We start from the raw sequence: 25,303 nt of genomic DNA, 5'->3' as shown, positions 1-25,303 counted from the left end.
GCTCCCGCAACTTTAATGCCACCGTACGGCGGGCGACGCCGGAGGTCAGGGGGCGGGGGACAGAAGCGCCGGGAGGATGTAGATCTCCGCGGCCGGGGGGAGGGCGCAGTCGAGGCCGCCGAGCCGCCCGGCGTGCTCGCCGCACACGAACATGCTGATGTGCCGCCTGATGTCGCCGTAGTCGTCGCGTAATCGCTGCTCCAGCGCGGGCTGCACGCGGCGCAGCGTGTCGAGCGCCGAGCCGAGGGTGGGGACCTCCTCCCCGGCGCCGGCGACGGCGAACACCTTGACCTCGGTCTGCCCGGCGGCCCAGTGCCGAAGCGTACTGGGCAGCACGAAGGTGACCAGCGTGACCGGCTTGGCCATGGATTCAGAGCCCTTCGACGCAGTCTCCGCTGCGGCGCACGGTGGGGTCCGGAGCGGGGGGCGCACTTGGGGGGTCTCCGGTCCGGCGCGCATCGGTCTCCATGGTTTCACGTCGCCGCGCTCACTGCCGGGGACTACGCGATTTGCGCGATGGATTTAGGGCTCTAATCCGCCAATATCGGGATCTTTAGGGCCGGTCGGCGGTGATGTCGCGGTGGATGCGCGCCTCCGGGACCCCGGCCTGCCGGAGCCTGCGCACGGTGAGGGCGACCATGCCCGGCGGCCCGCACACGAACACCTCGTGCTCGCGCCAGCAGCCCAGCCCCGGCACGACGTCGGGCAGGCATCCCCGCACGCCCGGATAGCCGGGCTGCGCCGACACCGCCGGGAGCACCCGCAGCCGGGGGCAGCGCCTGGACATCTCGGTCAGATCGGCCAGGTCGTACAGCTCGGCGTCGGTGCGCGCGCCGTGCACCAGCAGGATGCCCGGCGCGCGGCCGGAGGCGACGACGTGCTCGACGATGGCCTTCAGCGGCGCGAGCCCGGTCCCGCCCGCGACCGCGAGGATGTCGCGGTCGCCCTCGGGCGGCACCATGGTGCCCATCGGCGGCCCCAGCGTCACCGTGTCCCCGACCCGGGTGTGGGCCACCAGCGCGGTGGAGACCCAGCCGCCCGGCAGGGCGCGCACGTGCAGCCGGATCGTGTTGTCCGGCCGGGGCGCGTTGGCGATCGAGTAGGTGCGCCAGACCCGCGGCCAGCGCGCGCTCTGCACGTTGACGTACTGGCCGGGCCGGTAGTCGAACCGCCGCCCCGGCCGCAGCGTGAGCACGGCGATGTCGCAGGTGCGCCGCTCGTGGCCGATGACCTCGGCGGGCCACCAGGCGGGCTCGTCGCCGGGTTCGGCGTCCGCGGCCGCGATCATCTGGTTGGCCGCGATCGTGTACGCCGCGACCCACGCGGCCTCGACCTCGGGATTCCACATCTCGGCGGCGAAGCGCCTGACGGTGGCGATCAGCGCGTTGCCGAGGGCGGTGTAGTGCTCGGCGAGCACGCCGTATTTGCGATGATCGCGGCCGAGCTGTGCCAGGTAGGGGGCGAGGCTCTCGGGGCTGTCCAGGCTCCGGACGATGCGGGTGAGAGCGCCGAACAGCCGATCGCGCTGGACGTCCATCGCCGGCGGGAACATGCCGCGCAGGTGCGGATTCTCGGCGAACAGCCGGCCATAGAAGTAGGCCGTGGCCTTATCCGCGACGGGCTCGATGAGTGAGAAACTCTCCTTCACCAGATGTGGCTTCAATGGCATTTAAGTACCACCCCTAACGATCGGAAAATCCGATCCTGTCGTGCGCCTCCCGGTGGTCTCGGCGGCCGGAGGTCCGGTCTGTACCGGCACGTCCGGTCGCCTGAATATGAGTCTTTCACTGGTACTGGGACGTCACAACCTATTCATCGCGATGTAGTGCGAAATCCTACCCGGGGTGGGGAGAACTTGATTCCCGTAATTATGATCCGTCACCGCATTGGATTGAGAAGATAATTCACTTTCACCTTCGCCGGTTATTGGCGTGCGGTTTCCGGATTTTGGAGTGGCATTAACGCCCTGCTCGCCCCGAGGCACGCACGATCGCGGTCACCGGCTCCCATCGCAGGCCCCGATCGCGGCTCCGCCCACCGGCTCCGGTCGCGGCTCCGCGCATGGACGGCGCCACCCGGCTTTGGAGCGTTCCGTTTTCCGGGCCGCCGGCTCCCGGCGCCGTCCGCGCGGCGATCCCGCGCGTTCTCGCGAGCCTGACATCGATCCTTGTCCCTAGGTCAGGCCGATCATCACGGATAAGGGGCGCCGCCGCGGCGGACGCTCCTCGCATCTCGGGCAAGGGTCACAAACCAAGTGGGAGGAACAGAAACCTTCAGAGCAGTGACATCAGGGAAAAGTTGTGCGCCATGATGGTCCCGTTACCCGGCGGGCCCGTGTGCCGGAGCCGTGAGCCGGGTGACGTACCGCGCGTGAACCACTGGAGATCCCATGCCTCGACCGTTGATCGGTGTCACCGCCTACCTCGAAGCCGCCCGCTGGGGGACCTGGGTCCGCGAGGCCGTGCTGTCCCCGCCGGCGTACGCGCGTGCCGTGGAGAAGGCCGGTGGCGCGCCCGTCGTGCTGCCGCCGCTGGGCGCCGTGGGGATCGACGACTACCTGCGGGGCCTCGACGGCCTGATCCTCGCGGGCGGTGTGGAGATCGACCCCGGCGCGTACGGCGAGGCGAGGGACGAGCGGGTGGACGAGCCGCAGCCGCACCGGGACTACTTCGAGTTCGCCCTGTGCCGCGCCGCCGTCCAGGCCGACCTGCCCATCCTGGCGATCGACCGCGGCATGCACGTGCTCAACGTCGCGCAGGGCGGCAGCCTGATCCGCTGGCTGCCCGACGTGGTCAAGCACGACCGGCACAGCGCGAACACCCCGCACCCCCTTCAGGTGAGCGTGTCGAGCAGGCTCGGCAAGGCGGTCGGCGACCACACCGAGATCGCCTTCACGCACCGCCAGGCCATCAACCGCCTCGGCGCCGGCATGCTCGCCGTCGCCTGGGCCGACGACCAGATCGTGGAGGGCATCGAGCTTCAGGGACACCGCTTCGCGGTGGGCGTGCAATGGCACCCCGAGCGCGCGAGCGACCTCGCGCTCTTCGAGGCCCTCATCGAGGCGGCGGGCTAGCCGCGGGGATCGCGGACCGGGCGGGTCAGCGTTCCGGCACGGGCCGGGGGCGGCGGGCGTGGTAGACGAACGCCGGCGGCAGGTTCCGCCAGATCGTACGGCCCGGCACGACCTCCTCGAACGCGCCGCGCAGCCGCTGCCGGAAACTGATCGCGGGACCGAGCGCCTGGGCGTGCACGTAGGAGAAGGTGGTGAACGCCCCATCCGGCCGCATCGCCCCCAGCACGGCGCGCAGCAACCGGATCTGCGTCCCGGCCGAGAACGCCGCCCACGGCAGGCCGCTGACGATCACGTCGGCGGCGGGCGCGTCGCGGTCGGCGAGCAGGCGCGGCAGCTTCACCGCGTCGTCCACCACGAGCTCGACCTCCGGATGCCGCTCGGCCAGGTGCCGCGCGAGCAGCGGGTTGATCTCGATGGCGATGTGCCGCCCGCGCCCGCCCAGCCTGCGCTGGATCTCGGCGGTGAACGGCCCGGTGCCGGGCCCGAGCTCGACCACGACGGGATCGCCGCGCTCTGGGATCGGGGTGGTCACGGCCGCCGCCAGGTATCGCGAACTCGGCGCGATCGCGCCCGTGGCGATGGGGGAGCGGAGGAACTGCCGGAGGAAGAGTGCTGATTCCTTTGCCATGGCCTGTCACGGTAAGGGGGTGGACGGGACGCCGCCTCCTGCCTGCGGCCCGTTGCCAGGACCGCCGCGAGGATGACGGGCATTCCTCCCTGGGCAGGAGGCCCATCGGGAGGAGGGGTGGCACCCGGCCAACGCTACCGTCTCCCGAACCGGCCTTTCCCGCGTCGGCGCGAAATTCCGCTGCGTGTTACCGCAGGGTTCCGGGGCCGCACCTGAAGATCGGGCGCGTCCTCGGCACGCGGCCGGTCACCGGCGGGCCGGGACGGGCGGCGAGGCCGGTGGGCGGCGTCCGGCGGATCGCGCGGCGACCCGCCGCGTCGCTCGGGCACCGCCCCCCGGCGTGCGCGAGCGGACGCTATAGGGTCGAAACGTGGATGGCGCGGAAGACCGTTTGTGGACGATCCCGAACCTGCTGAGCCTGCTCCGCCTGCTCGGCGTCCCGGTGTTCCTGTGGCTGGTGCTGGGCCCGCAGGCGGACGGCTGGGCGGTGCTGCTGCTGATGCTGGCGGGCTTCTCCGACTGGCTCGACGGCCACCTGGCCCGGGCCTGGAACCAGGTGAGCCGGATCGGCCGCCTGCTCGACCCGCTCGCCGACCGCCTGTACATCCTGGCCACCCTGGTCGGGCTCACCCTGCGGGAGATCATCCCGTGGTGGCTGGCGGTGGCGGTCGTGGCACGTGACGTTTTCCTGCTATGGATTCCGCCGGTTTTGCGTAAATATGGACATGGTCCTGCCCTGCCGGTGCACTTCCTCGGCAAGGCGGCCACGGCCGCTCTGTTGTACGCCTTCCCACTGCTGTTCCTGGCCGGTCACGACGGGTGGTACGCCGAGGCGGCCCGCGTGTTCGGCTGGGCCTTCGCCATCTGGGGAACAGGTCTGTATTGGTGGGGCGGAGTGTTGTATGTGATACAGGTACGCCGGCTCATCACAGCGTATGCGGACACGGGCGACGGGGAGCGCGGCCGTGGGCGCGGTGAGGTGCAGACCACCGGAGGGTGACCCGTGAAGGCCGTCGTCATGGCGGGCGGGGAGGGGACACGGCTGCGGCCGATGACCGCCAACCAGCCCAAGCCGCTACTTCCCGTGATCAACCGTCCCATCATGGAGCACGTGCTGCGCCTGCTGAAGCGCCACGGCTTCACCGAGACCGTCGTCACCGTGCAGTTCCTGGCGGCGCTGATCCGCAACTACTTCGGCGACGGCGAGGAACTCGGCATGTCGCTGCACTACGCCACCGAGGAGATGCCCCTCGGCACGGCGGGCAGCGTCAAGAACGCCGCCGACAAGCTCCGCGACGACCGCTTCCTGGTCATCTCCGGCGACGCGCTCACCGACATCGACCTCACCGACATGATCCGGTTCCACCGGGAGAACCGGGCCCTGGTCACGATCGGCCTCAAGCGCGTGCCGAACCCGCTGGAGTTCGGCATCATCATCGTCGACGAGAAGGGCCGGGTGCAGCGCTTCCTGGAGAAGCCCACCTGGGGCCAGGTGTTCTCCGACACCGTCAACACCGGCATCTACGTGATGGAGCCGAGCGTCCTGGACGAGGTCGCCACCGACCGCCCGGTGGACTGGTCCGCCGACGTCTTCCCCCGCCTGCTGGAGCGCGGCGCCCCCCTGTACGGGTACGTCGCCGAGGGCTACTGGGAGGACGTCGGCACCCACGAGAGCTACCTCAAGGCCCAGGCCGACGCCCTGTCCGGCCGGGTGCGCCTGGAGTTCGACGCCTTCGAGCTGTCGCCGGGCGTGTGGGCCGCCGAGGGCGCCTCCATCGACCCCGAGGCCATCCTGAAGGGCCCCCTGTACATCGGGGACTACGCGAAGGTGGAGGCGGGGGCCGAGCTGCGCGAGTACACCGTGCTCGGCAGCAACGTCGTCGTCAAGAGCGGCGCGTTCGTGCACCGCGCGGTCATCCACGACAACGTCTACATCGGCCCGGGCGCCAACCTGCGCGGCTGCGTGATCGGCAAGAACACCGACGTGATGACCTCCGCCCGCATCGAGGAGAGCGCCGTCGTCGGCGACGAGTGCGTCATCGAGGCCGAGGCGTACGTCTCCTCCGGCGTCAAGATCTACCCCTTCAAGACCGTCGAGGCCGGCGCGGTCGTCAACACCAGCGTCATCTGGGAGTCGCGCGGCCAGCGCAACCTGTTCGGCCCGCGCGGCGTCTCCGGCCTGGTCAACGTCGAGATCACCCCCGAGCACTGCGTACGGCTCGCCAGCGCGTACGCCACCACCCTGAAGAAGGGCGACGCGGTCGTCACCTCGCGCGACACCTCCCGGGCGGCCCGCGCGCTGAAGCGGGCGGTGATCAGCGCCCTCACCGCGGGCGCGATCGACGTGCTCGACCTGGAGGCCGCCGCGCTGCCGGTGGCCCGCTTCCACACCGCGGCCGAGAACGTCGGCGGCGGCATCGCGCTGCGCACCACCCCCGGCGACCCGCAGAGCGTGGACATCGTGTTCATGGACCCCAACGGCGCCGACCTGTCCCAGGGCGCCCAGCGCAAGCTGGAGCGGGTGTTCTCCCGGCAGGAGTACCGCCGCGCGTTCCCCGGGGAGATCGCCGAGCTGAGGTTCCCGCCGCGCGTCGTGGAGACCTACGTGAACGCGCTGCTGCGGTGCGTGGACATGAGCGGGGTGCGCGAGGCCGGGATGAAGGTCGTCGTCGACTGCGCCGGCGGCACCGCCTCGCTGGTGCTGCCGAGCCTGCTCGGCCGGGTCGGCGTGGACGTGCTCACCGTCAACAACCGCCTCGACGACGCCTCGCCCACCGAGACCATCGCCGAGCGGCGGCGCGACCTGCAGCGCCTGGCCGAGCTGGTCGGCTCCTCGCGGGCCGCGTTCGGCGTGCGGTTCGATCCGGTGGGGGAGCGGGTCTCGCTCGTGGACGAGATGGGCCAGCTGATCAGCGAGGAGCGGGCGCTGCTCGTCGTGCTCGACCTGGTGGCCGCCGAGCGGCGGGGCGGCTCGGTCGCGCTCCCGGTGACCACCACCCGGGTGGCCGAGCAGGTCTGCCGCTTCCACGGCGTCCAGGTGCAGTGGACCTCCACCGCGCTCGACGCCCTCACCACGGCGGCCTCCTCCGACCCCTCCATGATCTTCGCGGGGGACGGCCGGGGCGGTTTCATCGTCCCGGAGTTCGCCCCCACCGTGGACGGCCTGGCCGTGTTCCTGCGCCTGCTCGGCCTGGTCGCCCGCACCCGCCTGTCGCTCAGCCAGATCGACGCCCGGATCCCCGAGGCCAAGATGCTCAAACGCACCGTGCCGACGCCCTGGGCGGCCAAGGGCGCGGTCATGCGCTCGGTGGTGGAGGCCGCCGAGGGGCGCAGGATCGACACCACCGACGGCGTACGGGTGGTGGAGGAGGACGGGAGCTGGGCGCTGGTGCTGCCCGACCCCGCCGAGGCGGTCACCCACCTGTGGGCCGAGGGCCCCGACTTCGACTCGGCCCAGGCCCGGCTGGAACGCTGGGCGGCCGTGGTGGAACAGTCCGCCGGGTCCTCGTAGGGCCTCCCTCGCCGGGAAACGCGCCGGGAGCCGCCGAACCCGGATGGGCGGGGCGGACCGGGCGGGCCGGACGGACAGGGTGGGCCCGGCGGTCCCGGCATACCGCCGGCGATCCGGCGGACCTGGCACGAGTGTCCGGATTCGGACGCCCGCCGTCCTCTTCGGAGGGGGTGTGGCGTGATGCGCGCGCCCTCGCGTGTCATAAGATCGAATGCGAGAGGTAAAGCTCAGGACGAGGAGTCGTGGACCACGTGTCGTCGCCAGTGGCGGAGAGCGCCGGGGCGCCCCCCGGCGGCCGGCGCCCCCGGGATGCCCGGTGGCCCGTCCGGCCGATCTCCCGCCGCGCCGGACCGGCCGTCTGCCGACGTCGCCCGGTCGTGAGCCAGGCCCTGTGGCAGGCCGTGTGCCTGGCCGTGTGCGCGGTGGCGGCGTGCGGGCTCCGGCGTCGCCCGGCCCGCCGGAAGGATCATCCGGGCGGCGCGGCGGCATGGACCTTACGACCGCCCCGGCGGTACCTTTGGGACCGTACCAACAGCCGTTCAGCATTCTGTCTTGACCTTTGCGCCTCATCAGCGTAAGTTGCGGCATTCGCAGTCTGAGGAAGTCTTGAGTAGCGAAGAAGCGAGGCGCGTCCACAGCACCGTAGCCGCGACTTCGCGGTAGGAGGCCGAGCCGATCGATGCCCAGCGTCTACTGCACGCAGTGCGGTCATGCCAACCCCGAGGATGCCCGTTTCTGTTCGAGATGCGGGTCGCCGCTCACCCGTGAGACCCCCGGCGACACCACCTCCACGATCTCCATAGCGGGCATCGAAGCGTTGGACGCCGAGGCTGGGCAATCCCCGCTTCCCGATCGGACGACGGTCGACGAGCTCCGTCCCGGCACCTCGCTCCTGGTCGTCATGCGCGGGCCGAACGCCGGCAGCAGGTTCCTGCTCGACAGCGACCTCACCACCGCGGGCCGCCACCCGGAGAGCGACATCTTCCTGGACGATGTGACCGTCTCCCGCAGGCACGCCGAGTTCTACCGGCGTGGCGGCTACTTCACCGTGCGCGACGTGGGCAGCCTCAACGGCACCTACGTGAACCGGGAGCGCATCGAGGAGCACCCGTTGACCGGCGGAGACGAGGTGCAGATCGGCAAGTTCCGCCTCGTCTTCTTCACCCGCGGCCCGGGAGGGGCATAGGGCACATGGGCGGAGCGGCCGCACGGGCGTACATGAGCATCGGGGAGGTGCTCGCCCTGCTGCAGGGCGAGTTCCCCGACGTCACCGTCTCCAAGATCCGTTTCTTGGAGGGCGAGGGGCTCATCGAGCCCGAGCGCACCCCTTCCGGCTACCGCAAGTTCACCCACGCCGACGTGGAGCGGCTGCGCTACATCCTGACCGCCCAGCGTGACCGGTACCTCCCGCTCCGCGTGATCAAGGATCACCTGGAGGAGGCCGACCGGCGCGTCTTCCACCGGCCCAGGCCCGTCGCCGATCCCGCCCCGCCTCCCCAGGTACGGCTCAGCCGGGAGGAGCTGCTGGAGGCGGCGTCCATCGACGCCGACACGCTCGACGAACTGGAGTCCTACGGCCTGATCGCGCCGCAGGCCCGCCGTTACGACGCCGACGCCCTGCAGATCGCGCGCGCCGCCGGAGAGCTGGCGAGATTCGGCGTGCATCCCCGGCACCTGCGCGCCGTCAAGGCGGCGGCCGAGCGCGAGGCGGGCCTGGTCGAGCAGGCCGTCGCGCCGCTGCTGCGCCGCCGCGCCCCCGGCGCCGCCGCCGAGGCGGAGGAGTCGGCCCGCGAGCTTTCCGGGTTGCTGCTGGACCTGCATGCGGCTTTGCTTCGTGTGGGGGTTCGGGGCGTTCTCGGAAGGTAAGTGAACCTTCGGGGCGCTCATGCGCTGGAGGGTGTTAGGTTGAATTGCGGCGAAGGTCAGCCGCAGGAAGGGAACGCGAAGCCGGCGTGCTGAGCGAACGGGCCATGCCGCCAGTCAAGGCTTCCCGCGGAGCAAGCGAGAGGTGCTGAGCGGCCAGGGAGTGTGGAGTCGCCTGTGTTGCAGATGGAGGTTGTGGGGGTTCGCGTTGAGATGCCCTCGAACCAGCCGATCGTCCTGCTGAAGGAGGCGAGCGGGGATCGCTACCTGCCGATTTGGATTGGGATGACCGAGGCGACGGCCATCGCACTCGCCCAGGCAGAGGAACCGCCGCCGCGGCCGCTCACCCACGATCTGTTCAAGAACGTGCTGGAGGCGCTCGGCGTGCGCCTGCGCACGGTGAACATCGTGGCGTTGCGCGACGGGATCTATTTCGCGGATCTGGTGTTCTCCAACGGAGTCGAGGTCAGCGCGCGGCCGAGCGACTCGATCGCGCTCGCGCTGCGCACGGGGGCCACGATCTTCGCGAGCGAGGACGTCGTGCGGGAGGCGGGGGTGACGATCCCCGACGACCAAGAGGACGAGGTGGAGAAATTCCGCGAGTTTCTCGACACGATCACGCCGGAGGACTTCGGGCGCGCAGGTTAGCGGCCGGAGTGAAGGCCGGGCAAAAAGCCGGTCAGCGGATTCCGGTACGAGACGGAGTACTCGGCCGAGTTCCGCATGGAGTACTACGGAGTACAGGGCATGGGGTACTTGACGTGGCGACTGGCGTGTAGTACCGGGCGTATAGTATCGGGCGGAGTACGGGAGTCTTGGCCGGTTTTACGGTAATGAGCCGCGGAAGAGGGGAATCGCCGTGACGATCGGCCGGGTAGACGGCTCATTTCGGGTATTTACGCTTCACGACGCGCCGGGCGGGATCGTTGACTGACGCTGGTCGCGGTCCTACGGTGCAAGGGAAACCACGGTTGTAGTTCACGAACCCCCAGATCAGACCGTGGGATGAGAGAAAGCCGGAGGTCCGCGTGGCGGTCAGCAGCGGCGAAGGTAAGACAGCCGGCCAGCCCGATCCGGCGCAGCGCGAATCGGCACGGGAGCGCGCGGGTGAGCAGGGTCTGCTGTTCGACGAGCGGCCCTCGGCGCTGCCCGACGACATGGGATACCGCGGTCCGGTCGCCTGCGCGGCCGCGGGGATCACCTACCGGCAGCTCGACTACTGGGCGCGCACCGAGCTGGTGCAGCCGAGCATCCGGGCCGCGCACGGTTCGGGCTCGCAGCGGCTGTACAGCTTCCGCGACATCATCGTGCTCAAAGTGGTCAAGCGCCTGCTCGACACGGGGGTGTCGCTGCAGCAGATCCGCACCGCCGTCCAGCACCTGCGCAACCGGGGGGTCGCCGACCTGGCGCAGATCACGCTGATGAGCGACGGCGCGAGCGTCTACGAGTGCACCTCGCCCGACGAGGTGATCGACCTGTTACAGGGGGGCCAGGGCGTGTTCGGCATCGCCCTCGGCAGGGTCTGGCGCGAGGTGGAGGGCACGCTCGCCGAGCTGCCCGGGGAGCGCGCGGTGGCCGACCCTTTGTCCCAAGGCGACCACCCGGGAGATGAGTTGGCCCGGCGAAGACGGGTGCGTCGCACAGGGTAGGCACAGCACAGGGTAAGCACAGGGTAGGGTGGCAACGCACGGCCATTGACCCCATGCGGGAGAGACCGCGTCCAGCTCCACCATCGCAGTTCGGTGCGGGGCCCGCCGCAGGGCCCGTCGCGGGACGGGCGGCACGTCGGCGACGCCGGCAGCCGCCGCGAGCGGTGAGCGGGATCGCGGCGCCGAAGGAGCAACCATCCCCGGAATCTCTCAGGCACCCGTACCGCGTGGGCAGGCGACTCTGGAAAGCGGGTGTGCCCGCCAGGCACACCTCACCGAAGGTGCAAGCCCCTGTCCGGGGGCGAAGCTCTCAGGTGCCGATGACAGAGGGGGAGACCCGGAAACGGTTCGCGCCCGGCACTGATCGGGACGCGGGTCTCTACGCCTCTGGAGGTCCTATGAGCGATCGGTCCCTTCTCCGCGATCTCGCCGCGCCGCCCTTCGCCACGCGCCACATCGGCCCCGGCGACGCCGACCGGGAGCGCATGCTGCAGACCGTCGGCCACGCCTCGGCGGCCGACCTGCTCCGCGCGGCCGTACCCGAGACGATCAGGTCCGCAGCCCCGCTGACGCTGCCCGCCCCGGCCGGGGAGGCCGAGGCCATCGCCGAGCTGCGCGCCCTCGCCGCCCGCAACCGGGTGCTGACCTCGATGATCGGCCTGGGCTACCACGGCACGATCACCCCCGCCGTCATCCGCCGCAACGTGCTGGAGAACCCGGGCTGGTACACCGCCTACACGCCGTACCAGCCGGAGATCTCGCAGGGGCGGCTGGAGGCGCTGCTGAACTTCCAGACCATGGTCGCCGACCTCACCGGCCTGCCGATCGCCAACGCGTCGCTGCTCGACGAGGCGACCGCGGCGGCCGAGGCGATGATGCTCGCCCGGCGCGTACGGCGGGGCGGGACCGGCGCGTTCGTGGTGGACGCCGAGGCCCTGCCGCAGACCAAGGCGGTGCTGCGCACCCGCGCCGAGCCGCTCGGCGTCGAGTTGCGCGAGGCCGACCTGACCGGCGGGCTGCCGGAGGGCGAGGTGTTCGGGGTGCTGGTCCAGTACCCGGGCGCCGGCGGCGCGATCCCCGACCTGCGCGGCGTCGTGGCGGCGGCGCGGGACCGCGGCGCGCTCGTGGTCGTCGCGGCCGACCTGCTGGCGCTGACGCTGATCGAGTCGCCCGGCGAGCTGGGCGCCGACATCGCGGTGGGGTCCACGCAGCGGTTCGGGGTGCCGCTCGGCTTCGGCGGCCCGCACGCGGCCTACATGTCGGTGCGCGCGGGTCTTGAGCGGCAGCTCCCCGGACGCCTCGTCGGGGTCTCGGTGGACTCGGGCGGGCGCGCCGCCTACCGGCTCGCCCTGCAGACCCGTGAGCAGCACATCCGCCGGGAGAAGGCGACGAGCAACATCTGCACCGCGCAGGTGCTGCTCGCCGTGATGGCGAGCATGTACGCGGTGTACCACGGGCCGGCCGGGCTGCGGCGCATCGCGCAGCGCGTGCACCGGCACGCCGCCGTGCTCGCCGCCGGGCTGCGGCAGGGCGGGGTGCGCGTGGTGCACGAGCGGTTCTTCGACACCGTGCTCGCGCACGTGCCCGGACGCGCCGACGCCGTGGTCGCCTCGGCCCTCGACCGCGGCATCAACCTGCGCCGGGTGGACGCCGACCAGGTGGGCGTGACCTGCGACGAGACCACCACCCTCGACCACCTGACCGCCGTCTGGGCGGCCTTCGCCGCCGGGATCGGCGCGGGCGAGCGCGCGGACGGGCCGGGCGCGCTCGCCGAGCCGGACGTCGAGGGGCTCGACACCTCCACCGGGGACGCGTTGCCGGACGACCTGCTGCGCCGCACGCCGTACCTGACCCATCCGGTCTTCCACGAGCACCGCTCGGAGACCGCCATGCTCCGCTACCTGCGGCGGCTGCAGGACCGGGACATCGCCCTGGACCGCTCGATGATCCCGCTCGGCTCGTGCACGATGAAGCTCAACGCCACCACCGAGATGGAGCCGATCACCTGGCCGGAGTTCGCCGACATCCACCCCTACGCGCCGCGCGACCAGGCCGCCGGGTACCTGGAGCTGATCGCGACGCTGGAGCGGTGGCTCGCCGAGATCACCGGCTACGCGGCGGTGTCGCTGCAGCCGAACGCCGGGTCGCAGGGGGAGTTCGCGGGGCTGCTCGCCATCCGCTCCTACCATCGCGCGAACGGGCGGCAGGACCGCGACGTCTGCCTGATCCCGTCCTCGGCGCACGGCACCAACGCGGCCAGCGCGGTCATGGCCGGGATGCGGGTCGTCGTGGTCGCCTGCGACGAGGCGGGCAACGTGGACCTCGGCGACCTCGACGCCAAGATCGAGAAGCATCGGGACCGGCTGGCCGCGATCATGGTGACGTATCCGTCGACGCACGGGGTGTTCGAGGAGACGATCGGCGCGATCTGCGCGCGGGTGCACGAGGCCGGCGGGCAGGTGTACGTGGACGGCGCCAACCTCAACGCGCTGGTCGGCCTGGCCAGGCTGGGCGAGTTCGGCGCGGACGTGTCCCACCTGAACCTGCACAAGACCTTCTGCATCCCGCACGGCGGCGGCGGGCCCGGCGTCGGGCCGGTCGCCGTCCGCGCCCACCTCGCCGACCACCTGCCCGGCGATCCGCTCGCCGGCCGGGAGGGCGAGGGCAAGGGCGGGACCGGGCCGGTGTCGGCCGCGCCGTACGGCTCGGCGTCGATCCTGCCCATCTCCTGGGCGTACATCCGGATGATGGGCGCGGAGGGCCTGCGGGAGGCGACCGAGCAGGCGATCCTGTCGGCGAACTACCTCGCCCGGCGGCTCGCCCCGCACTATCCGGTGCTCTACACCGGGCGGGACGGCCTGGTCGCGCACGAGTGCATCATCGACCTGCGGCAGATCACCAAGGAGACCGGCGTCACCGTCGACGACGTCGCCAAGCGGCTGATCGACTACGGTTTCCACGCGCCGACCATGTCGTTCCCGGTGGCGGGCACGCTGATGATCGAGCCGACCGAGAGCGAGGACCTGGCCGAGCTCGACCGCTTCTGCGAGGCCATGATCGCCATCCGCGCGGAGATCGCCCGCGTGGCCTCCGGCGAGTACGACCGCGTCGACAACCCGCTGCGCAACGCCCCTCACACGGCCGAGGCCGTCGCCGCCGACGCCTGGGACCACCCGTACTCGCGCGCCGAGGCCGCCTACCCGGTGAGCCGCCTGCGCCAGGACAAGTACTGGTCCCCGGTGGGCCGCATCGACCAGGCGTACGGCGACCGCAACCTCGTGTGCGCCTGCCCCCCGCCCCACGCCTTCGAGGACTGACGGGCCTTGGCGACCGGCGGCGCGCCGCCCTCGCCCGTGGCGTACCTGGATCGGGTACGCCACGGGCGGTGTCGCGGGCGCGCCGCCGCGCGGACGTACGCACCTTCGTCGATCTTCCGATGGCGGAGTGAGCCCGCCGTGCGGGTGAGGCTCAGGACGCTGCGCCCGACTCGATCTCGGCGGCCTCGACGAGCCGCGCCTCGCGGTCGTCGGCGTCGGTGGCGGGGGCGTCGGTGGCGGGGGCGTCGGTGGCGGGGGCGTCGGCCGCGGCCTGGTTGCGCTCGGCCTCGGCGAGGTTGCGGTGGCCGAGGGCCAGGATCCCGATGGAGAGCAGGATCGCGCAGCCGCCGATGAGGAACGGCACGTGGATGTTGTAGTGCTCGGCGAGCTTGCCGGCGGCGAAGGGGGCCAGGCCGCCGCCGATGAAGCGGACGAAGCCGTACGCGGCCGACGCCACCGGGCGCTCCACCGGGGACACCATCATGACGGCCTGCGTGGTGAGGGTGTTGTTCACGCCGAGGAAGACGCCCGCGACGATGACGGCCGTGACCAGCGTCGCCCGCGAGTCGGTGAACGCCGCGATGACGAAGACGTCGACGGCGAACAGGGCCAGGTTGCCGTACAGGGTGGGGGCCAGGCCGAGCCTGCGCTGCAGCCACGGGGCGCCGAACACCGAGAACACCGCCACGAGCAGGCCCCAGCCGGTGAAGACCAGGCCGAGCTGGATGGCGTCGAGGCCCATCGGGAACGGGGCGTAGCCGAGGACCGTGAAAAAGCCCCAGTTGTAGCAGAGCGCGGTGATGCTCATGATGAGCAGGCCACGGTGACGCAGCGCCCTCAGCGGGTCGGCCAGGGACGTCTTGCGTGCGGGTTTCGGCTGGGGGCGCAGCAGGGTGATCGTGGCGAGCAGCGCGATCCCCATCAGCACGGCGACGCCGTAGAAGGGGCCACGCCAGCTCAGATGCCCGAGCAGGCCGCCGAGCAGCGGCCCCACCGCGATGCCGAGGCCGAGCGCGGCCTCGTACAGGATGATGGCCCCGGCGAAGCCACCGCTGGCGGCGGCGACGATGACGGCCAGCGAGGTGGCGATGAACAGCGCGTTGCCGAGACCCCAGCCGGCGCGGAAGCCGATGATGCCGCCGATGCTGTCGGACGCGCCGGCGAGCGCGCTGAACGTGACAATGAGGACGAGCCCGGCGATCAGCGTCCACTTGGCGCCGATACGGCTGGACACCCAGCCGGTGACCAGCATCGCGACCGCCGTGACGACGAGATAGCTGGTGAACAGCAGCGTGACCTGGCTCGGGGTCGCGTGCAGGTCGGAGGAGATGGCGGGCAGGATCGGGTCGACGAGCCCGATGCCCATGAACGAGACGACGCACGCGAAGGCCACCGCCCAGACGGCCTTGGGCTGACGAAACGGGCTCGGCGCGAGATGAGGGGCGGAATGGGGCCCGCCATGGGGTGCGCGGTGGGGTGCGCGCTGGGGCGAGCGATGGGGGTCGGTCATGCATCCTCCGACGGTTCGATGACGTGATTCGCGGGGTCGCCGGACTGCCCGGCTCTTCCCGTCGCGGGGGCCTGCCGCCCGGGCCCGAACGCCCGGGCGGTGAGACGGTTGAGAGCGGGCAGCGCCGCAGCGATGGCGGCCCGGTCGGCCTCGGACAGCTCGGCCAGCAACTCGGCGAGCAGCTTGGCCTGCGCCTCACGGCGCCGGACCAGCTCGGCGAGCCCGGCCTCGGTGATGCGCACGACGACCACGCGCCCGTCGGTGGGCTCGCTGTGCCGCTCGGCGAGCCCGTCCCGCTCCAAGCGGGACACGATCTGGGTCATGGCCGGCTGCGAGACCCCTTCCAGGTTCGCGAGCTCGGTGAGGCGGCAAGGCCCGAAGCGCTCCAGCGAGGCGAGGGTCGATGCGGTGGTCATCGACAGGTCGCGGGGGAAGCTCAGCGAGCGCATCAGGGTGCTGACACGCCCCAGTCCCGCCGCCAGCTCCAGCTCGTCGACCGGTGACGGCAAATCCATAAGCAACTTATATCAACTGCTGATGTATGCGTTCGTGGGGCCCCCGGGCGGCGGGCGGTCGTACGCCGGGCACGGCCCAGCCGCCTGCGACCTGGTGCGGCGGCGGAGGGCGTGGTGCGGCGGCGGAGGATGTGGTGCGGCGGAGGAGGATGTGGTGTGACGGCGGAGGGCGGGGTGTGACGGCGGAGACTGTCGGTGCCGCGTGCCATGCTGGCGGGGTGAAGGTCGAATTCGACGCCGAGCTGTGGTTGTGGGACGCCCGCCGCGCTGACACCTGGACCTTCGTCAGCCTGCCGGTGGACGCGTCCGAGGAGATCGACGACCTGGCCGGGCCGCGACGCGGCTTCGGCTCGCGGCGGGTGCGCGTCACCGTCGGCGGCACCACCTGGACGACGTCGATCTTCCCGGACTCCGGGCGCGGTGCCTACGTGCTGCCCATCAAGCGCGCCGTCCGCACGGCCGAGGCGCTCGACATCGGGGACATCGCGACCGTGAGCCTCGAACTGATCGACCCGTGATCGCGGCACCCGCCGATCGGAGCAGGGGGCGGCGCGCGGCGATTCATAGCACATCTGACGAAAATCGGCGTGTGCCGGGCGTGCGCGGGGCCGGGGCCGTTAAGATCCTGGAGATCGTTTGTGGAGGGGGACCTCGATGACGGCCCAGGAATTACGCCCGGGACGGTCGCTGGACGAGGCAAAACGCCTCGCCGAAGCCGGCGACCTCGCCGGCGCCGAGGCGATCCTGGCCCCTCTGGCCGGGCGGCGGGACGACCCCGACCAGGCGCAGGCGGCCGTCGGGCTGGCCGTGGTGCTGGAGCATCGCGGCGACCACGAGGGTGCCCGCGCGGCGGCACGAGCCGCCCTCGCCAGCGGCCACCCCGAGTACGCGGCGCAGGGCGCCTGCCACCTCGCCCAGGGCTTCGAACGCGACGGACGGTGGGACCAGGCCAGGGCGGCCTGGCAGGCCGTCGTCGGCGTGGGTACGCCCGCCTACCTGCCGACGGCGCACATGGCGCTGGCCCGCCTCGCGGTACGAGAGGGGGACGGCGAGACGGCGCAAACGCACCTGCGGGCCGCCCTGGCCACCGCCGATCCGGAGGTGGCCTCGCGCGCGGCCCAGGACCTGGCCGAGTACCTGCTTGAGGAGGGGGAGGCCGGAGAGGCCGCCGACGTGCTCATGGAGGCGCTGGAGACCCCCGGCGTCGCCGAGGCGCCGCGCCTGCGCGTCCTGCTCGGCCTCGCCCATCTCGACATGGCCTGCGGCCAGTTCGCCGGCGCTGTCGAGGAGGGCTCCGACCCCGAGACCGACGCCCTCGCCATCGAACTGCTCGCCCGAACCCTGCCCCTGCGCGGCCGTGACGCCGACGCCGAGGCGGTGTGGCGCTACGGCCTGGAACACGCCGACGAGCGCCTCTCCCACGAGGTCCGGCTCCGCTTGGAGCGCGGCGCCGTCTGACGCGGCGATCCTGGGCGTCCGGTTCCGATCAGTAGCCCCGGCCCCGCCTCCGGCCGCGGCTGAGGGCGTAGGCGACGTTGATGGCGACGATGCCGCCCCAGGCCAGCAGCAGCCCGGAGAAGCCCGCGTTGCCGGCCGCGATCGCGGTCAGGGGGATGCCGATGCCGAGGGAACCGAGGGCGATGGGGATGGACGGGTCGACGTCCTGCTTGTCCTTCGGCGACGGATCGGAGGCGCGGGCGTCGACCTCGGCCTTGACCCGGGCGGCGATGCCGGCCTCCAGTCGGTCGAGGAACGACTCCACGAGCGCTGGCTCGTAGTCTTCGCCGAGTTCGCGTCGGGCGTCGAGGGTGGCGCGCAGCTCGTCGCGGGGCACCGTATTGTCGGGCATGCCCTCAACATAGGGCAAACACATCCCTATGACATCCTCCAGCGGGAGGGGTGAGACTCCCACCTCAGGCGGAGAACGGCCGCGCGCGAGGGAGCGGCGGACCGTTCGTGACGGGTGCCGTCGGTGTGTGTCCAGGACGGGCGCTCAGGTCCGGACGTGCGACGGCGTGTTCGGACAGGGCGTTCGGGGCGGAGAGGCGTCACTCGCGGGTGTTCGCGTTCGTGGCCGGTAACCTGCTGGGCATGGAGACCCCGGCATGGAGATAGCGACCGAGCGCGGCCCCGCATACGTGTATGTCGACGAGGCGGCCGACGCCCGGTTGCTCATGGTGCTCACGCATGGGTCGGGTGGGGGAGTGGATGCGCCCGATCTGCTGGCCGTACGGGATGCCGTGCTGGCCGCAGGGGGCACGGTGGCCCGGGTCGTCCAGCCCTTCCGCGTGGCGGGCGCCCGCGCGCCCGGTTCGGCGGCCCGTCAGGACGAGGCGTGGACAACGGTGCTCGCCGAATTGCGCGCAAGGTACCCCGGACTTCCGCTGATCCAGGGTGGCCGCAGCAACGGGGCGCGGGTGGCCTGCCGGACGGCCCTCGCGGTCGGCGCCGTCGGCGTGGTCGCGCTGGCCTTCCCGCTGCACCCGCCGGGCCGACCGGAGCGCTCCCGGGCGGAGGAACTGCGCGGCGCGGGCGTGGAGGTCCTGGTCGTCAACGGCGACCGTGACCCGTTCGGCGTCCCGGACCCCGCGGACGCCTCCCGCGTGGTGGTGCTCCCCGGCGAGGGACACGAGCTGAAGAAGGACCCGGCCCGCGTCGGCGGCATCGTTGCCGAGTGGCTTCGCGCCTTCACCCCTGTGAGGTGACCCGCGCTGAGGCTCCCGGGTGTGCGGCTTCCTTGGGGAATGCAGCAATGGTCTGCGGGGCTTCGGCGGTCGGCGGAAGGACCCGGTGGATGTGGGGCTCGTACGGGACCGCGCGGGTGCTGTGGCCGGAAAGGGCCGGGAACGGCCCGGAGAAGGCGTGGGCCAGAACGCCGATCCGCTCGCCGTGTAGATCGTGGCGGGGCGGTCGTGAAGTGAGGTGACGAGAGGCGTCACCGAAGGGGCCGGGTGGGATGGCCAGCCGGACCATGGCACGGATGCGGCCATGTCCGTTCGGGTGTCCCCGCGTTCGGGTTCCCCGCTGGTAGCCATCTCCCCGTTTCCCTGCCCCCGGTCTTGCCCCCGGTTGCGCTCCCCGAAGTGTTCCCCCGGTGGTGTTCGCCCGGTGGTGTTCGCCCCCCGGACACGTGTCCGCCGGCACTGGGCCGTGGAGGTGTCAGGCGGCGTTGACCGCCAGGTCGGTCGGGCGGTGTGGTGCGATGGCCGATCCGTTGGGCAGCAGTTCGCCGGTGTCCTCGAACAGGACGACACCGTTGCAGAGCAGGCTCCAGCCCTGCTCCGGGTGCGCGGCGATCGTACGTGCTGCCTCGCGGTCCGCTGCGTCCGCCGACGGACAGGACGGCTCGTGCGGGCACATAGGGCGTGCCTCCGTTTTCTCTATCCCGTGGTGAGTGTGGCGAACCACACATTGACAGATTCAAGTGTGGGGCGTCACCGCTTTTGGCGGACATAGTCCGTTTGGAGGGTTCCGTGCCGCCCGGAAGGGCGTCTGGCCGGAGTCTGTCCAGGTCGATGACCGCCATTGTGTGATCTAGAACACAAGCGTGCCTCATGGAGGATAACGGACCGGGCTCAACACGCCGCCAGACTGATAAACGATCGGTTACGTTTCTCCAGGCCGGCGTCGTCCCCGGGCGCGTATCGCCCCGTTCCCGCCGGGTGATGGCCGCGGCGAGTGGGCCCAGTGTAGATCGACTTTCGCCCTCGTTTCCCGGATTTCGGCGAACCGCGCCGGGCGTGCGGAACGCCGTCAGACCGACGCCGCGGCGCCGGCGGCAAGACCGGTGAGAACGGCGTCGAGGCCCTGCTCGAAGGCGGCGACGGCCTCGTCGGAGGATTCGACGGCCTCGCCGCTCCAGCCGGAGTGCTGGACCTCCAGGGCCACGCTGCCCATCACGTACGCGCGGATCGTGCGCAGCGCCTCGGCGGGGGCGGGCAGGCCCGCGTCGGCGAGCAGGTCGGTCTGCTCGCGGATCGCCGCCGCCGCGCGGCCCCGGGCGGGTTTGGTCATGGCGAGCGCCAGCACCCCCGGGTGCTCCAGCAGGGCCGTACGGCTCGCGCGGGCCCAGGCGCGGGCCAGATCCTGCCAGGAGGTGAGGCCGTCGGCGTCGACCGTGACCGTGGTGACGTGCTCGGCGAGCGCGTCGAGCAGCGCCTCCTTGCCGCCGGGCAGATGGTGGTAGATCGCCATCGCCTCGACCTGGAGGGCGTCCCCGAGGCGGCGCATGGTCAGTCGACGCAGTCCCTGCCCGTCGGCGATGTGCAGGGCGGCCTCGATGATGCGTTCGCGGGACAACGGGATCGGTGGGCGTTTGGCAGGCATGGCGGCCAGTATTCCGCCGTTGACTTACTTTGTAAAGGACGCCGCGCCGTACGGATGCGCCGTGAGCCGGGCGGGTTCCGGCCTGGTGACACGGGCACCTGCGGAACGGCGTACCCTACCGAGTGGGATTCTCGCCGGACGGCGAGACGGCAAGGTGAGGAAGGGCTGACGATGGCGTTTTTCCGACCGCGGGTGAGCCGGGAGGCGGAGGTCCGCTACCACGCCGACCAGGAGGTCGGGAAGACCTACGGGACGCTGCTGGAGAAGGCCGAGCGGGCCGAGGAGGAGTTCCGCCGAGCGCAGGCGGAGCGGCGGCCCCTGGAGGAGCTGCGCGAGAAGGCCGTGGCCCTGGACGTGGCGCTGACCCAGGCGCTGCGCGCCGCCGAGGCCGCGCAGCGGGCGACCTTCGGCCCCAAGGCGTATGACGACCGTCTGCGGCGGCGCAAGGGCAAGGCCACGCCCGAGGGCGCCAAGTGGCAGGCCGAGGTGGACCGGCTGCGGACGCTGCGGGAGCAGCACCGGCTGACCGGGATCCCGCGCCTGCCTCGCCCCGTCCCCGAGAAGGCCGCCTGATCGACCGGCGCCTCCCGGCGTTACTTCCCATCCGGTTCTGGTAAAGCCCGGTACACCGTCGGTGTGCCGGGCTTACGTTTGGTGAGCGGGTGCGGGGGACCCCAACCTGGGATGGGGGAGCGGATGCCGGAACGAACCAGGTACAACCCGGGCGTGCCTTGCTGGGCGGACATCGCCACACCCGATCTGGACGCCGCGATCGGCTTCTACGGCGGGCTGTTCGGGTGGGAGATGCGGCCGGTGGAGCGGATCCCCGGGTACGTGATCGCCCAGGTGGGCGGCAGGCCGGTGGCGGGGCTGGGCCGTACCGCCGCCTCCGAACGCCCGTGGTGGAGCAGTCACTTCGCCGTTCCCGACGTCAGCGTCTGCGTCGCGGTGGCCGAGGCGGCGGGGGCCAGGGTGCTCGACGGGCCGCGGCGGGTGCCCTCGCTGGGTCGTACGGCGGTGCTGCGTGACCCGGCCGGGGCGGCGTTCGCGCTGTGGCAGGACGGCGGGTTTCCCGGGGCGGGCCTGATCGACGAGCCGGGCGCGTTCTGCTGGCATGAGCTGGCCGTCCGCGACGTGGACGTCGTCAGCGGCTTCTATCAGGAGATCTTCGGCTGGGAGGGGCGCACCACGCTGTTCGCCGACGACAGCGTCTACACCGAGTTCATGCTCGGCGGCGAGGTGGTCGCCGGCATGGTGCAGATGAACGACGAATGGCCCCCGGAGATCCCCGCGCACTGGATGGTGTACTTCGCCGTGGCGGACTGCGACGCGTCGGCCGCGCTCGTGGAGGAGCTGGGCGGCGTCGTCTCCATCCCCCCGTTCGACGGGCAGTCGGGCCGCATCGCCGTCGCCGACGACCCCCAGGGCGCGGTCTTCTCCATCATCCAGCTCACCTGACGCCCATCCGGCTCACCTGACGCCGCGACCCCGGCCCGTACGCACGGGTCGGGGTCGCGGTCAGGGGACGGCGAGGGGCGGTGAGCCGGCTGTGGTCACCGCACAGCACCGGCTTGGCCCCGGTGTGCTCGCACATCTCCGCGATACGGACGAGGTCTACGAGACGCCCGAACGTTTCCCGGAAGCCGCCGCCGTTAGCTCGCCCAGTCCAGGAGGGGCCGGGTGTTGCTGGGGTGGCGGAGCTTGGAAAGGGATTCCTTCTCCAGCTGGCGGATGCGCTCGCGGGTGAGGCCGAGATACTTGCCGATCTCGTCGAGGGTGTGCGGCTTGCCGTCGAGCAACCCGAACCGCAGGGCCATGATCTTGGCCTCGCGCGGGGACAGGTTGTTCAGCACGCCGCGCAACTGCTCGGCGAGCAACTGCCGGTCCACGACCTCGGACGCCTCGGGCGAGTCCACGTCCTCGATCAGGTCGCCGATGCGGGTCTCGCCGTCCTCGCCGATCGTGGAGTCGAGGCTGATCGGCTGCCTGCTGGTGCGCAGCAGCTCCTCGATCTGGTCGGGCGTCTTGTCCAGCACGACCGCCAGCTCCTCGGGGGTGGGCTCCCGGCCGAGCTGCTGGTGCATGTCCCGCTCGACCCTGGACAGCTTCGACAGCAGCTCCAGGACGTGTACGGGGAGCCGGATCGTGCGGGCAGAGTCGGCGAAGCCGCGCTGGATGGCCTGCCGGATCCACCACATGGCGTACGTGGAGAACTTGTAGCCCTTGGTGTAGTCGAACTTCTCCACGGCCCTGATCAGGCCGAGGTTGCCCTCCTGCACCACGTCCAGCAGCGCCATGCCGCGGTCGGTGTACTTCTTCGCCACCGAGACCACCAGCCGGAGGTTCGCCTCCAGCATGTGGTCCTTTGCGTGGCGGCCGTCGCGGGCGATCCACTCCAGGTCGACGCGGTCCTCGTCGGACAGGTCGGGCTCGGTCTCCAGCTTGTGCTCGGCGTACAGGCCGGCCTCGATGCGCTTGGCCAGGTCGACCTCCTGCTCGGCGGTGAGCAGGGTCCGGCGGCCGATCGACTTGAGGTACGTGTGCACCGAGTCGCCCATGACCGAGGACTGGTCGTCCAGGTCCTCGCCCTCGTCGTCCGCGCCGTCGTCCGCGGTGTCGGCGGGGACGTCGGCGGGGACGTCGGCGGGGACGTTGGCCGCGGTGTCCCCGGCGGAGGCGTCGGCGGTCGCCTTCGCCACGGCGTTCTCGGCGGCGGGGGCGTCGGGAACGTTCCCGGACAGCTCGTCGAAGTCTTCGGTCAGGTCCTCGGTGAGGAGTTCGACGTCGAGGTCCTCGTCCGGCGTCCACTCCTCGCCGCCCATGGCCTTGCCCTGGTCCTTGGAGGCGTTCTCGTCCTTGGCTGCCCGGCCCTTGGTCCGCGCTTTCCGCCGGTCGGCGGTGGCGTGGGTGGCCGCGGCCTTGCCCGCACCCGTCCTCGTATCCGTCTTCGCGGTCCCCGTCTTCGCGGTCCCGGTCTTCGTGGTTCCGGTCGTCGCGGTACCGGCCGCCGTGCCCGCGCCCGTCGCGGTGGCGGTCGTCGTCATGTTCGCGGACGTCGTCGCGGTCGCCGTGCCCGCGGTCCTTGTGGAACCGGTCCGGGCGGCGGTCCGCGTCGTCCTCTTGGTCTTGCTCGTCTTGGCGGTCATCTTGGCGGTCGTCTCGGACATCGTGGGCGCCTCCGCGCCGGTGGGCTCGTCCTCGGTGGCCAGGCGGACACCCAACTCGGCGAGTTCGCGCAGTATGGAACGCCCCTGTGCGGGGCTGATGTCGGCTTGCGTGAACGCGTTCCGCAGCTCCGCAAGAGAAAGGTGACCCTGCGCTCGCCCTCGGTCGAGGAGCTTGTCGAGAGTCGTCGGGCCGTTCTCGCGCTCAGTCGAGGTTGCCACGGCGGATCGGGGCATGAGGACACCTCCTCCGGGTCACGGAGTCGTCGTTGTCGGTGATGGGGTGGCGGCGACAGCTGGGTTTTTCGCGGCACCAGTATCAATAACGTCCTTGGGCCCAGATTGTTCCCGAGCGGGCCAAGCGAAGGATTAGCGCCATTTTGCCGCACGGGCTTCTCCGGCCTGCGAGGGGCACCCCCGCCACGGCGCTACGCGACGCCGGAGCGTGGGCTCCACGGCGGGATCCGCGGGCCGGGCCGACCGCTCGGGCGTACGGTCCCCACGGCGCGGCCGATCCACACGCGTGGGACTCCATCGGTCCGGCATCTCCCTTCCCACCTGCGAAGACCCCTTGTCGTGCCGGTACGCCGCGGGCGGGTGGGAGTCACCACCGGTGGCGGGTCACGGCGGCATGCCGGCTCAGAGCCGTCGTGCGGATGAGCGAGCACCCGTGTCCGTACGCGCCGCACATTGCGGGCGCTGCCGCATGCAGGAGTATTTGGATCTTTTCCTGGAAAATCTTGGTGATCTACTCACCGGCGACATCGCTGTGAAGTGCCTAACACCCGCGGCCCGTGCTCCGCCTGAGAACGAATCCTCCCCCCGCCAACGGCAACGGCCAAGCCTCCACAGTCATGCGGGACGTCTCGTCGGCGTTCGGTCGAGCGACGGCCTCTCGACAGGGCCGGGCGGGATCGTGGGATGGCCGATGTTCGTCACCCGGCGTCGGTCAACGCGTGGGCGTGGGCTTGACCGAGATCACGGGCAGCGGGTACGGCTTCGCGTCCTCCATCCGCCCCCGGTTCCAGTAATCGAGGGCGTCGCCGGGCGTCGGGTTGATCTCGTGGGAGACGACGAAGTCCTCCTCCTCTCGGGGCTGGGCGGGCTCGACCTTCTCCGAACCGTCGCCCGTCGACGAGGTGTAGGGCGGATTCCCAGAGGTGTAGGGCGGATTCCCATCCGACAGGAGATCGTCCTTGGGGGAGGGCTGCGAGAACGGGATGCCGTCCTGCTGAACCTCGTTCGCCTGCTCCAACCGCGCCTGGTCGAGCCGCCCCGCCGAGGCCACCGCCGCGACCGACGCACCCCCGGCAAGGATGACGCCGACGACGCCGGCGGAGATCAGCATCCTGCGGGTCGGTTCCATCGACGAGTCCTCTCTAGCCATCCACCCTGTATGACGTGCAACGACATATCTCAGTTCCGATACCAACCATTCCGGGCGGGACGGTTCATGTCCCTTCCGGCCGCGGCGTCGCCGGTGTGGCACGGCCCCGGCCGCCGGCGATCATGCCGGTGCCGTGCCCCACATCATGCCCGATCCGGCGTAAAGGAAGTCTTAGTTGACGCATGGGTGAAGCGCCGAAACCGGAAAACAGCGTCCCGGCGGCACGCCGGGACCACCGGGCGCGTGCCCGCACGCCGCCGAAGACCCACATGCGGCCCGGACTGGCACCGGTGCTTTCGCACGGTGCACACGTCGCCGCCGGCACGACCGGGCGCCTGCCCGCAGGCCGCCGAAGACTCA

23 protein-coding genes, 1 pseudogene and 2 riboswitches are annotated in these 25,303 nt (G+C 71.4%); of the genes and pseudogenes, 13 read left to right on the top strand and 11 right to left on the bottom strand.

Translation table 11 applies throughout. The features are described 5' to 3' along the window. Positions 1-45: 45 nt before the first annotated feature. Together AB0K60_RS15135 and AB0K60_RS15130 are read right to left on the bottom strand one after the other, a co-directional pair. Positions 46-366, bottom strand: a complete 321-nt coding sequence (locus tag AB0K60_RS15135) for a hypothetical protein (RefSeq protein WP_364053854.1) — start codon at positions 364-366, stop codon at positions 46-48. A 187-nt stretch (positions 367-553) separates the two neighbouring features. Then, positions 554-1,669 (bottom strand): globin domain-containing protein, encoded by a 1,116-nt coding sequence (locus AB0K60_RS15130; RefSeq protein ID WP_364053851.1) that lies wholly within the window; start codon positions 1,667-1,669, stop codon positions 554-556. A 720-nt stretch (positions 1,670-2,389) separates the two neighbouring features. Between AB0K60_RS15130 and AB0K60_RS15125 the strand changes: the two genes are divergently transcribed. Then, positions 2,390-3,073, top strand: coding sequence for a gamma-glutamyl-gamma-aminobutyrate hydrolase family protein (locus AB0K60_RS15125; RefSeq protein ID WP_364053848.1), 684 nt, complete (start codon positions 2,390-2,392; stop codon positions 3,071-3,073). 25 nt (positions 3,074-3,098) lie between these two features. Here AB0K60_RS15125 and AB0K60_RS15120 read toward each other — a convergent pair whose 3' ends face one another. Then, the gene (locus AB0K60_RS15120) at positions 3,099-3,701 is read right to left on the bottom strand and encodes a methyltransferase domain-containing protein (RefSeq protein WP_364053845.1); all 603 of its coding nucleotides are present in this window, start codon (positions 3,699-3,701) and stop codon (positions 3,099-3,101) included. A 370-nt stretch (positions 3,702-4,071) separates the two neighbouring features. Here AB0K60_RS15120 and AB0K60_RS15115 point away from each other — a divergent pair, with 370 nt between their 5' ends. The 7 genes from AB0K60_RS15115 (at position 4,072) to gcvP (ending at position 14,041) form a co-directional block, all read left to right on the top strand. Then, positions 4,072-4,701, top strand: coding sequence for a CDP-alcohol phosphatidyltransferase family protein (locus AB0K60_RS15115; protein ID WP_364053842.1), 630 nt, complete (start codon positions 4,072-4,074; stop codon positions 4,699-4,701). Positions 4,702-4,704: 3 nt separating this feature from the next. Next, the gene (locus AB0K60_RS15110; RefSeq protein WP_364053839.1) at positions 4,705-7,212 is read left to right on the top strand and encodes a mannose-1-phosphate guanyltransferase; all 2,508 of its coding nucleotides are present in this window, start codon (positions 4,705-4,707) and stop codon (positions 7,210-7,212) included. Positions 7,213-7,891: 679 nt separating this feature from the next. Then, a complete protein-coding gene (locus tag AB0K60_RS15105; RefSeq protein WP_364053836.1) occupies positions 7,892-8,398 on the top strand; it encodes an FHA domain-containing protein in 507 nt (168 codons plus the stop codon). Between the two features lie 32 nt (positions 8,399-8,430). Further along, complete coding sequence (locus tag AB0K60_RS15100) at positions 8,431-9,078, top strand: MerR family transcriptional regulator (protein ID WP_364053833.1); 648 nt, start codon at positions 8,431-8,433, stop codon at positions 9,076-9,078. A gap of 174 nt (positions 9,079-9,252) precedes the next feature. Beyond that, positions 9,253-9,723 carry a bifunctional nuclease family protein gene (locus AB0K60_RS15095; RefSeq protein ID WP_364053830.1) on the top strand — a complete coding sequence of 157 codons (471 nt, stop codon included), beginning with the start codon at positions 9,253-9,255 and terminating at the stop codon, positions 9,721-9,723. Between the two features lie 380 nt (positions 9,724-10,103). Further along, complete coding sequence (locus AB0K60_RS15090) at positions 10,104-10,724, top strand: MerR family transcriptional regulator (RefSeq protein WP_364053827.1); 621 nt, start codon at positions 10,104-10,106, stop codon at positions 10,722-10,724. A gap of 159 nt (positions 10,725-10,883) precedes the next feature. Beyond that, positions 10,884-10,960: riboswitch (glycine riboswitch) on the top strand. Further along, a riboswitch (glycine riboswitch) is annotated at positions 10,961-11,060 on the top strand. 62 nt (positions 11,061-11,122) lie between these two features. Further along, positions 11,123-14,041, top strand: a complete 2,919-nt coding sequence (gene gcvP / locus AB0K60_RS15085) for an aminomethyl-transferring glycine dehydrogenase (RefSeq protein WP_364053824.1) — start codon at positions 11,123-11,125, stop codon at positions 14,039-14,041. 151 nt (positions 14,042-14,192) lie between these two features. On the opposite strand, the gene AB0K60_RS15080 is transcribed toward gcvP, so the two are convergent. Together AB0K60_RS15080 and AB0K60_RS15075 are read right to left on the bottom strand one after the other, a co-directional pair. Continuing rightward, positions 14,193-15,434, bottom strand: a complete 1,242-nt coding sequence (locus AB0K60_RS15080; protein WP_364053821.1) for an MFS transporter — start codon at positions 15,432-15,434, stop codon at positions 14,193-14,195. A gap of 113 nt (positions 15,435-15,547) precedes the next feature. Next, on the bottom strand, positions 15,548-16,066 hold the full coding sequence (locus AB0K60_RS15075; protein ID WP_364053818.1) for a MarR family transcriptional regulator: 519 nt from the start codon (positions 16,064-16,066) through the stop codon (positions 15,548-15,550). 218 nt (positions 16,067-16,284) lie between these two features. Here AB0K60_RS15075 and AB0K60_RS15070 point away from each other — a divergent pair, with 218 nt between their 5' ends. Both AB0K60_RS15070 and AB0K60_RS15065 read left to right on the top strand, forming a co-directional pair. Continuing rightward, positions 16,285-16,584, top strand: coding sequence for a DUF1905 domain-containing protein (locus tag AB0K60_RS15070; RefSeq protein WP_364053815.1), 300 nt, complete (start codon positions 16,285-16,287; stop codon positions 16,582-16,584). A gap of 136 nt (positions 16,585-16,720) precedes the next feature. Then, complete coding sequence (locus tag AB0K60_RS15065; RefSeq protein ID WP_364053812.1) at positions 16,721-17,524, top strand: tetratricopeptide repeat protein; 804 nt, start codon at positions 16,721-16,723, stop codon at positions 17,522-17,524. Between the two features lie 28 nt (positions 17,525-17,552). Here the strand turns inward: AB0K60_RS15065 and AB0K60_RS15060 are convergent, their stop codons facing one another. Beyond that, on the bottom strand, positions 17,553-17,915 hold the full coding sequence (locus AB0K60_RS15060) for a hypothetical protein (RefSeq protein ID WP_364053809.1): 363 nt from the start codon (positions 17,913-17,915) through the stop codon (positions 17,553-17,555). A gap of 256 nt (positions 17,916-18,171) precedes the next feature. On the opposite strand from AB0K60_RS15060, the gene AB0K60_RS15055 reads away from it, so the two are divergent. Further along, entirely contained in the window at positions 18,172-18,771 is a 600-nt protein-coding gene (locus tag AB0K60_RS15055; protein WP_364053806.1) for an alpha/beta family hydrolase, read from the top strand. A 454-nt stretch (positions 18,772-19,225) separates the two neighbouring features. On the opposite strand, the gene AB0K60_RS15050 is transcribed toward AB0K60_RS15055, so the two are convergent. Beyond that, the gene (locus AB0K60_RS15050; protein ID WP_364053803.1) at positions 19,226-19,426 is read right to left on the bottom strand and encodes a DUF5999 family protein; all 201 of its coding nucleotides are present in this window, start codon (positions 19,424-19,426) and stop codon (positions 19,226-19,228) included. 393 nt (positions 19,427-19,819) lie between these two features. Next, positions 19,820-20,392 carry a TetR/AcrR family transcriptional regulator C-terminal domain-containing protein gene (locus tag AB0K60_RS15045; protein ID WP_364053800.1) on the bottom strand — a complete coding sequence of 191 codons (573 nt, stop codon included), beginning with the start codon at positions 20,390-20,392 and terminating at the stop codon, positions 19,820-19,822. Positions 20,393-20,563: 171 nt separating this feature from the next. Between AB0K60_RS15045 and AB0K60_RS15040 the strand changes: the two genes are divergently transcribed. Continuing rightward, positions 20,564-20,965, top strand: a complete 402-nt coding sequence (locus tag AB0K60_RS15040; RefSeq protein ID WP_364053797.1) for a hypothetical protein — start codon at positions 20,564-20,566, stop codon at positions 20,963-20,965. Positions 20,966-21,088: 123 nt separating this feature from the next. Then, positions 21,089-21,850, top strand: coding sequence for a VOC family protein (locus AB0K60_RS15035; protein ID WP_364053794.1), 762 nt, complete (start codon positions 21,089-21,091; stop codon positions 21,848-21,850). 194 nt (positions 21,851-22,044) lie between these two features. On the opposite strand, the gene AB0K60_RS15030 is transcribed toward AB0K60_RS15035, so the two are convergent. From AB0K60_RS15030 to AB0K60_RS15020, 3 genes and pseudogenes are all read right to left on the bottom strand, one after another. Beyond that, complete coding sequence (locus AB0K60_RS15030; protein ID WP_364054836.1) at positions 22,045-23,436, bottom strand: RNA polymerase sigma factor; 1,392 nt, start codon at positions 23,434-23,436, stop codon at positions 22,045-22,047. A 111-nt stretch (positions 23,437-23,547) separates the two neighbouring features. Beyond that, positions 23,548-23,793 (bottom strand): annotated as a pseudogene (locus tag AB0K60_RS15025) (RNA polymerase sigma factor region1.1 domain-containing protein); the annotation flags it as partial. 712 nt (positions 23,794-24,505) lie between these two features. Further along, on the bottom strand, positions 24,506-24,943 hold the full coding sequence (locus AB0K60_RS15020) for a hypothetical protein (protein ID WP_364053791.1): 438 nt from the start codon (positions 24,941-24,943) through the stop codon (positions 24,506-24,508). Between the last annotated feature and the right edge of the window lie 360 nt (positions 24,944-25,303).

The organism is Thermopolyspora sp. NPDC052614, assembly GCF_040678635.1.
Taxonomy (GTDB): Bacteria; Actinomycetota; Actinomycetes; order Streptosporangiales; family Streptosporangiaceae; genus Thermopolyspora.
Note: the sequence above shows the minus strand (reverse complement) of the source record. Positions and strands in the feature narration are given on the sequence as shown.

Bases quoted from the DNA above. Each gene is read 5' to 3' on its own strand.
- AB0K60_RS15135 (WP_364053854.1), bottom strand. From the start codon at position 366: ATGGCCAAGCCGGTCACGCTGGTCACCTTCGTGCTGCCCAGTACGCTT.
- AB0K60_RS15130 (WP_364053851.1), bottom strand. From the start codon at position 1,669: ATGCCATTGAAGCCACATCTGGTGAAGGAGAGTTTCTCACTCATCGAG.
- AB0K60_RS15125 (WP_364053848.1), top strand. From the start codon at position 2,390: ATGCCTCGACCGTTGATCGGTGTCACCGCCTACCTCGAAGCCGCCCGC.
- AB0K60_RS15120 (WP_364053845.1), bottom strand. From the start codon at position 3,701: ATGGCAAAGGAATCAGCACTCTTCCTCCGGCAGTTCCTCCGCTCCCCC.
- AB0K60_RS15105 (WP_364053836.1), top strand. From the start codon at position 7,892: ATGCCCAGCGTCTACTGCACGCAGTGCGGTCATGCCAACCCCGAGGAT.
- AB0K60_RS15100 (WP_364053833.1), top strand. From the start codon at position 8,431: ATGAGCATCGGGGAGGTGCTCGCCCTGCTGCAGGGCGAGTTCCCCGAC.
- gcvP (WP_364053824.1), top strand. From the start codon at position 11,123: ATGAGCGATCGGTCCCTTCTCCGCGATCTCGCCGCGCCGCCCTTCGCC.
- AB0K60_RS15075 (WP_364053818.1), bottom strand. From the start codon at position 16,066: ATGGATTTGCCGTCACCGGTCGACGAGCTGGAGCTGGCGGCGGGACTG.
- AB0K60_RS15065 (WP_364053812.1), top strand. From the start codon at position 16,721: ATGACGGCCCAGGAATTACGCCCGGGACGGTCGCTGGACGAGGCAAAA.
- AB0K60_RS15060 (WP_364053809.1), bottom strand. From the start codon at position 17,915: ATGCCCGACAATACGGTGCCCCGCGACGAGCTGCGCGCCACCCTCGAC.
- AB0K60_RS15055 (WP_364053806.1), top strand. From the start codon at position 18,172: ATGGAGATAGCGACCGAGCGCGGCCCCGCATACGTGTATGTCGACGAG.
- AB0K60_RS15050 (WP_364053803.1), bottom strand. From the start codon at position 19,426: ATGTGCCCGCACGAGCCGTCCTGTCCGTCGGCGGACGCAGCGGACCGC.
- AB0K60_RS15045 (WP_364053800.1), bottom strand. From the start codon at position 20,392: ATGCCTGCCAAACGCCCACCGATCCCGTTGTCCCGCGAACGCATCATC.
- AB0K60_RS15040 (WP_364053797.1), top strand. From the start codon at position 20,564: ATGGCGTTTTTCCGACCGCGGGTGAGCCGGGAGGCGGAGGTCCGCTAC.
- AB0K60_RS15035 (WP_364053794.1), top strand. From the start codon at position 21,089: ATGCCGGAACGAACCAGGTACAACCCGGGCGTGCCTTGCTGGGCGGAC.
- AB0K60_RS15030 (WP_364054836.1), bottom strand. From the start codon at position 23,436: ATGACGACGACCGCCACCGCGACGGGCGCGGGCACGGCGGCCGGTACC.
- AB0K60_RS15020 (WP_364053791.1), bottom strand. From the start codon at position 24,943: ATGGCTAGAGAGGACTCGTCGATGGAACCGACCCGCAGGATGCTGATC.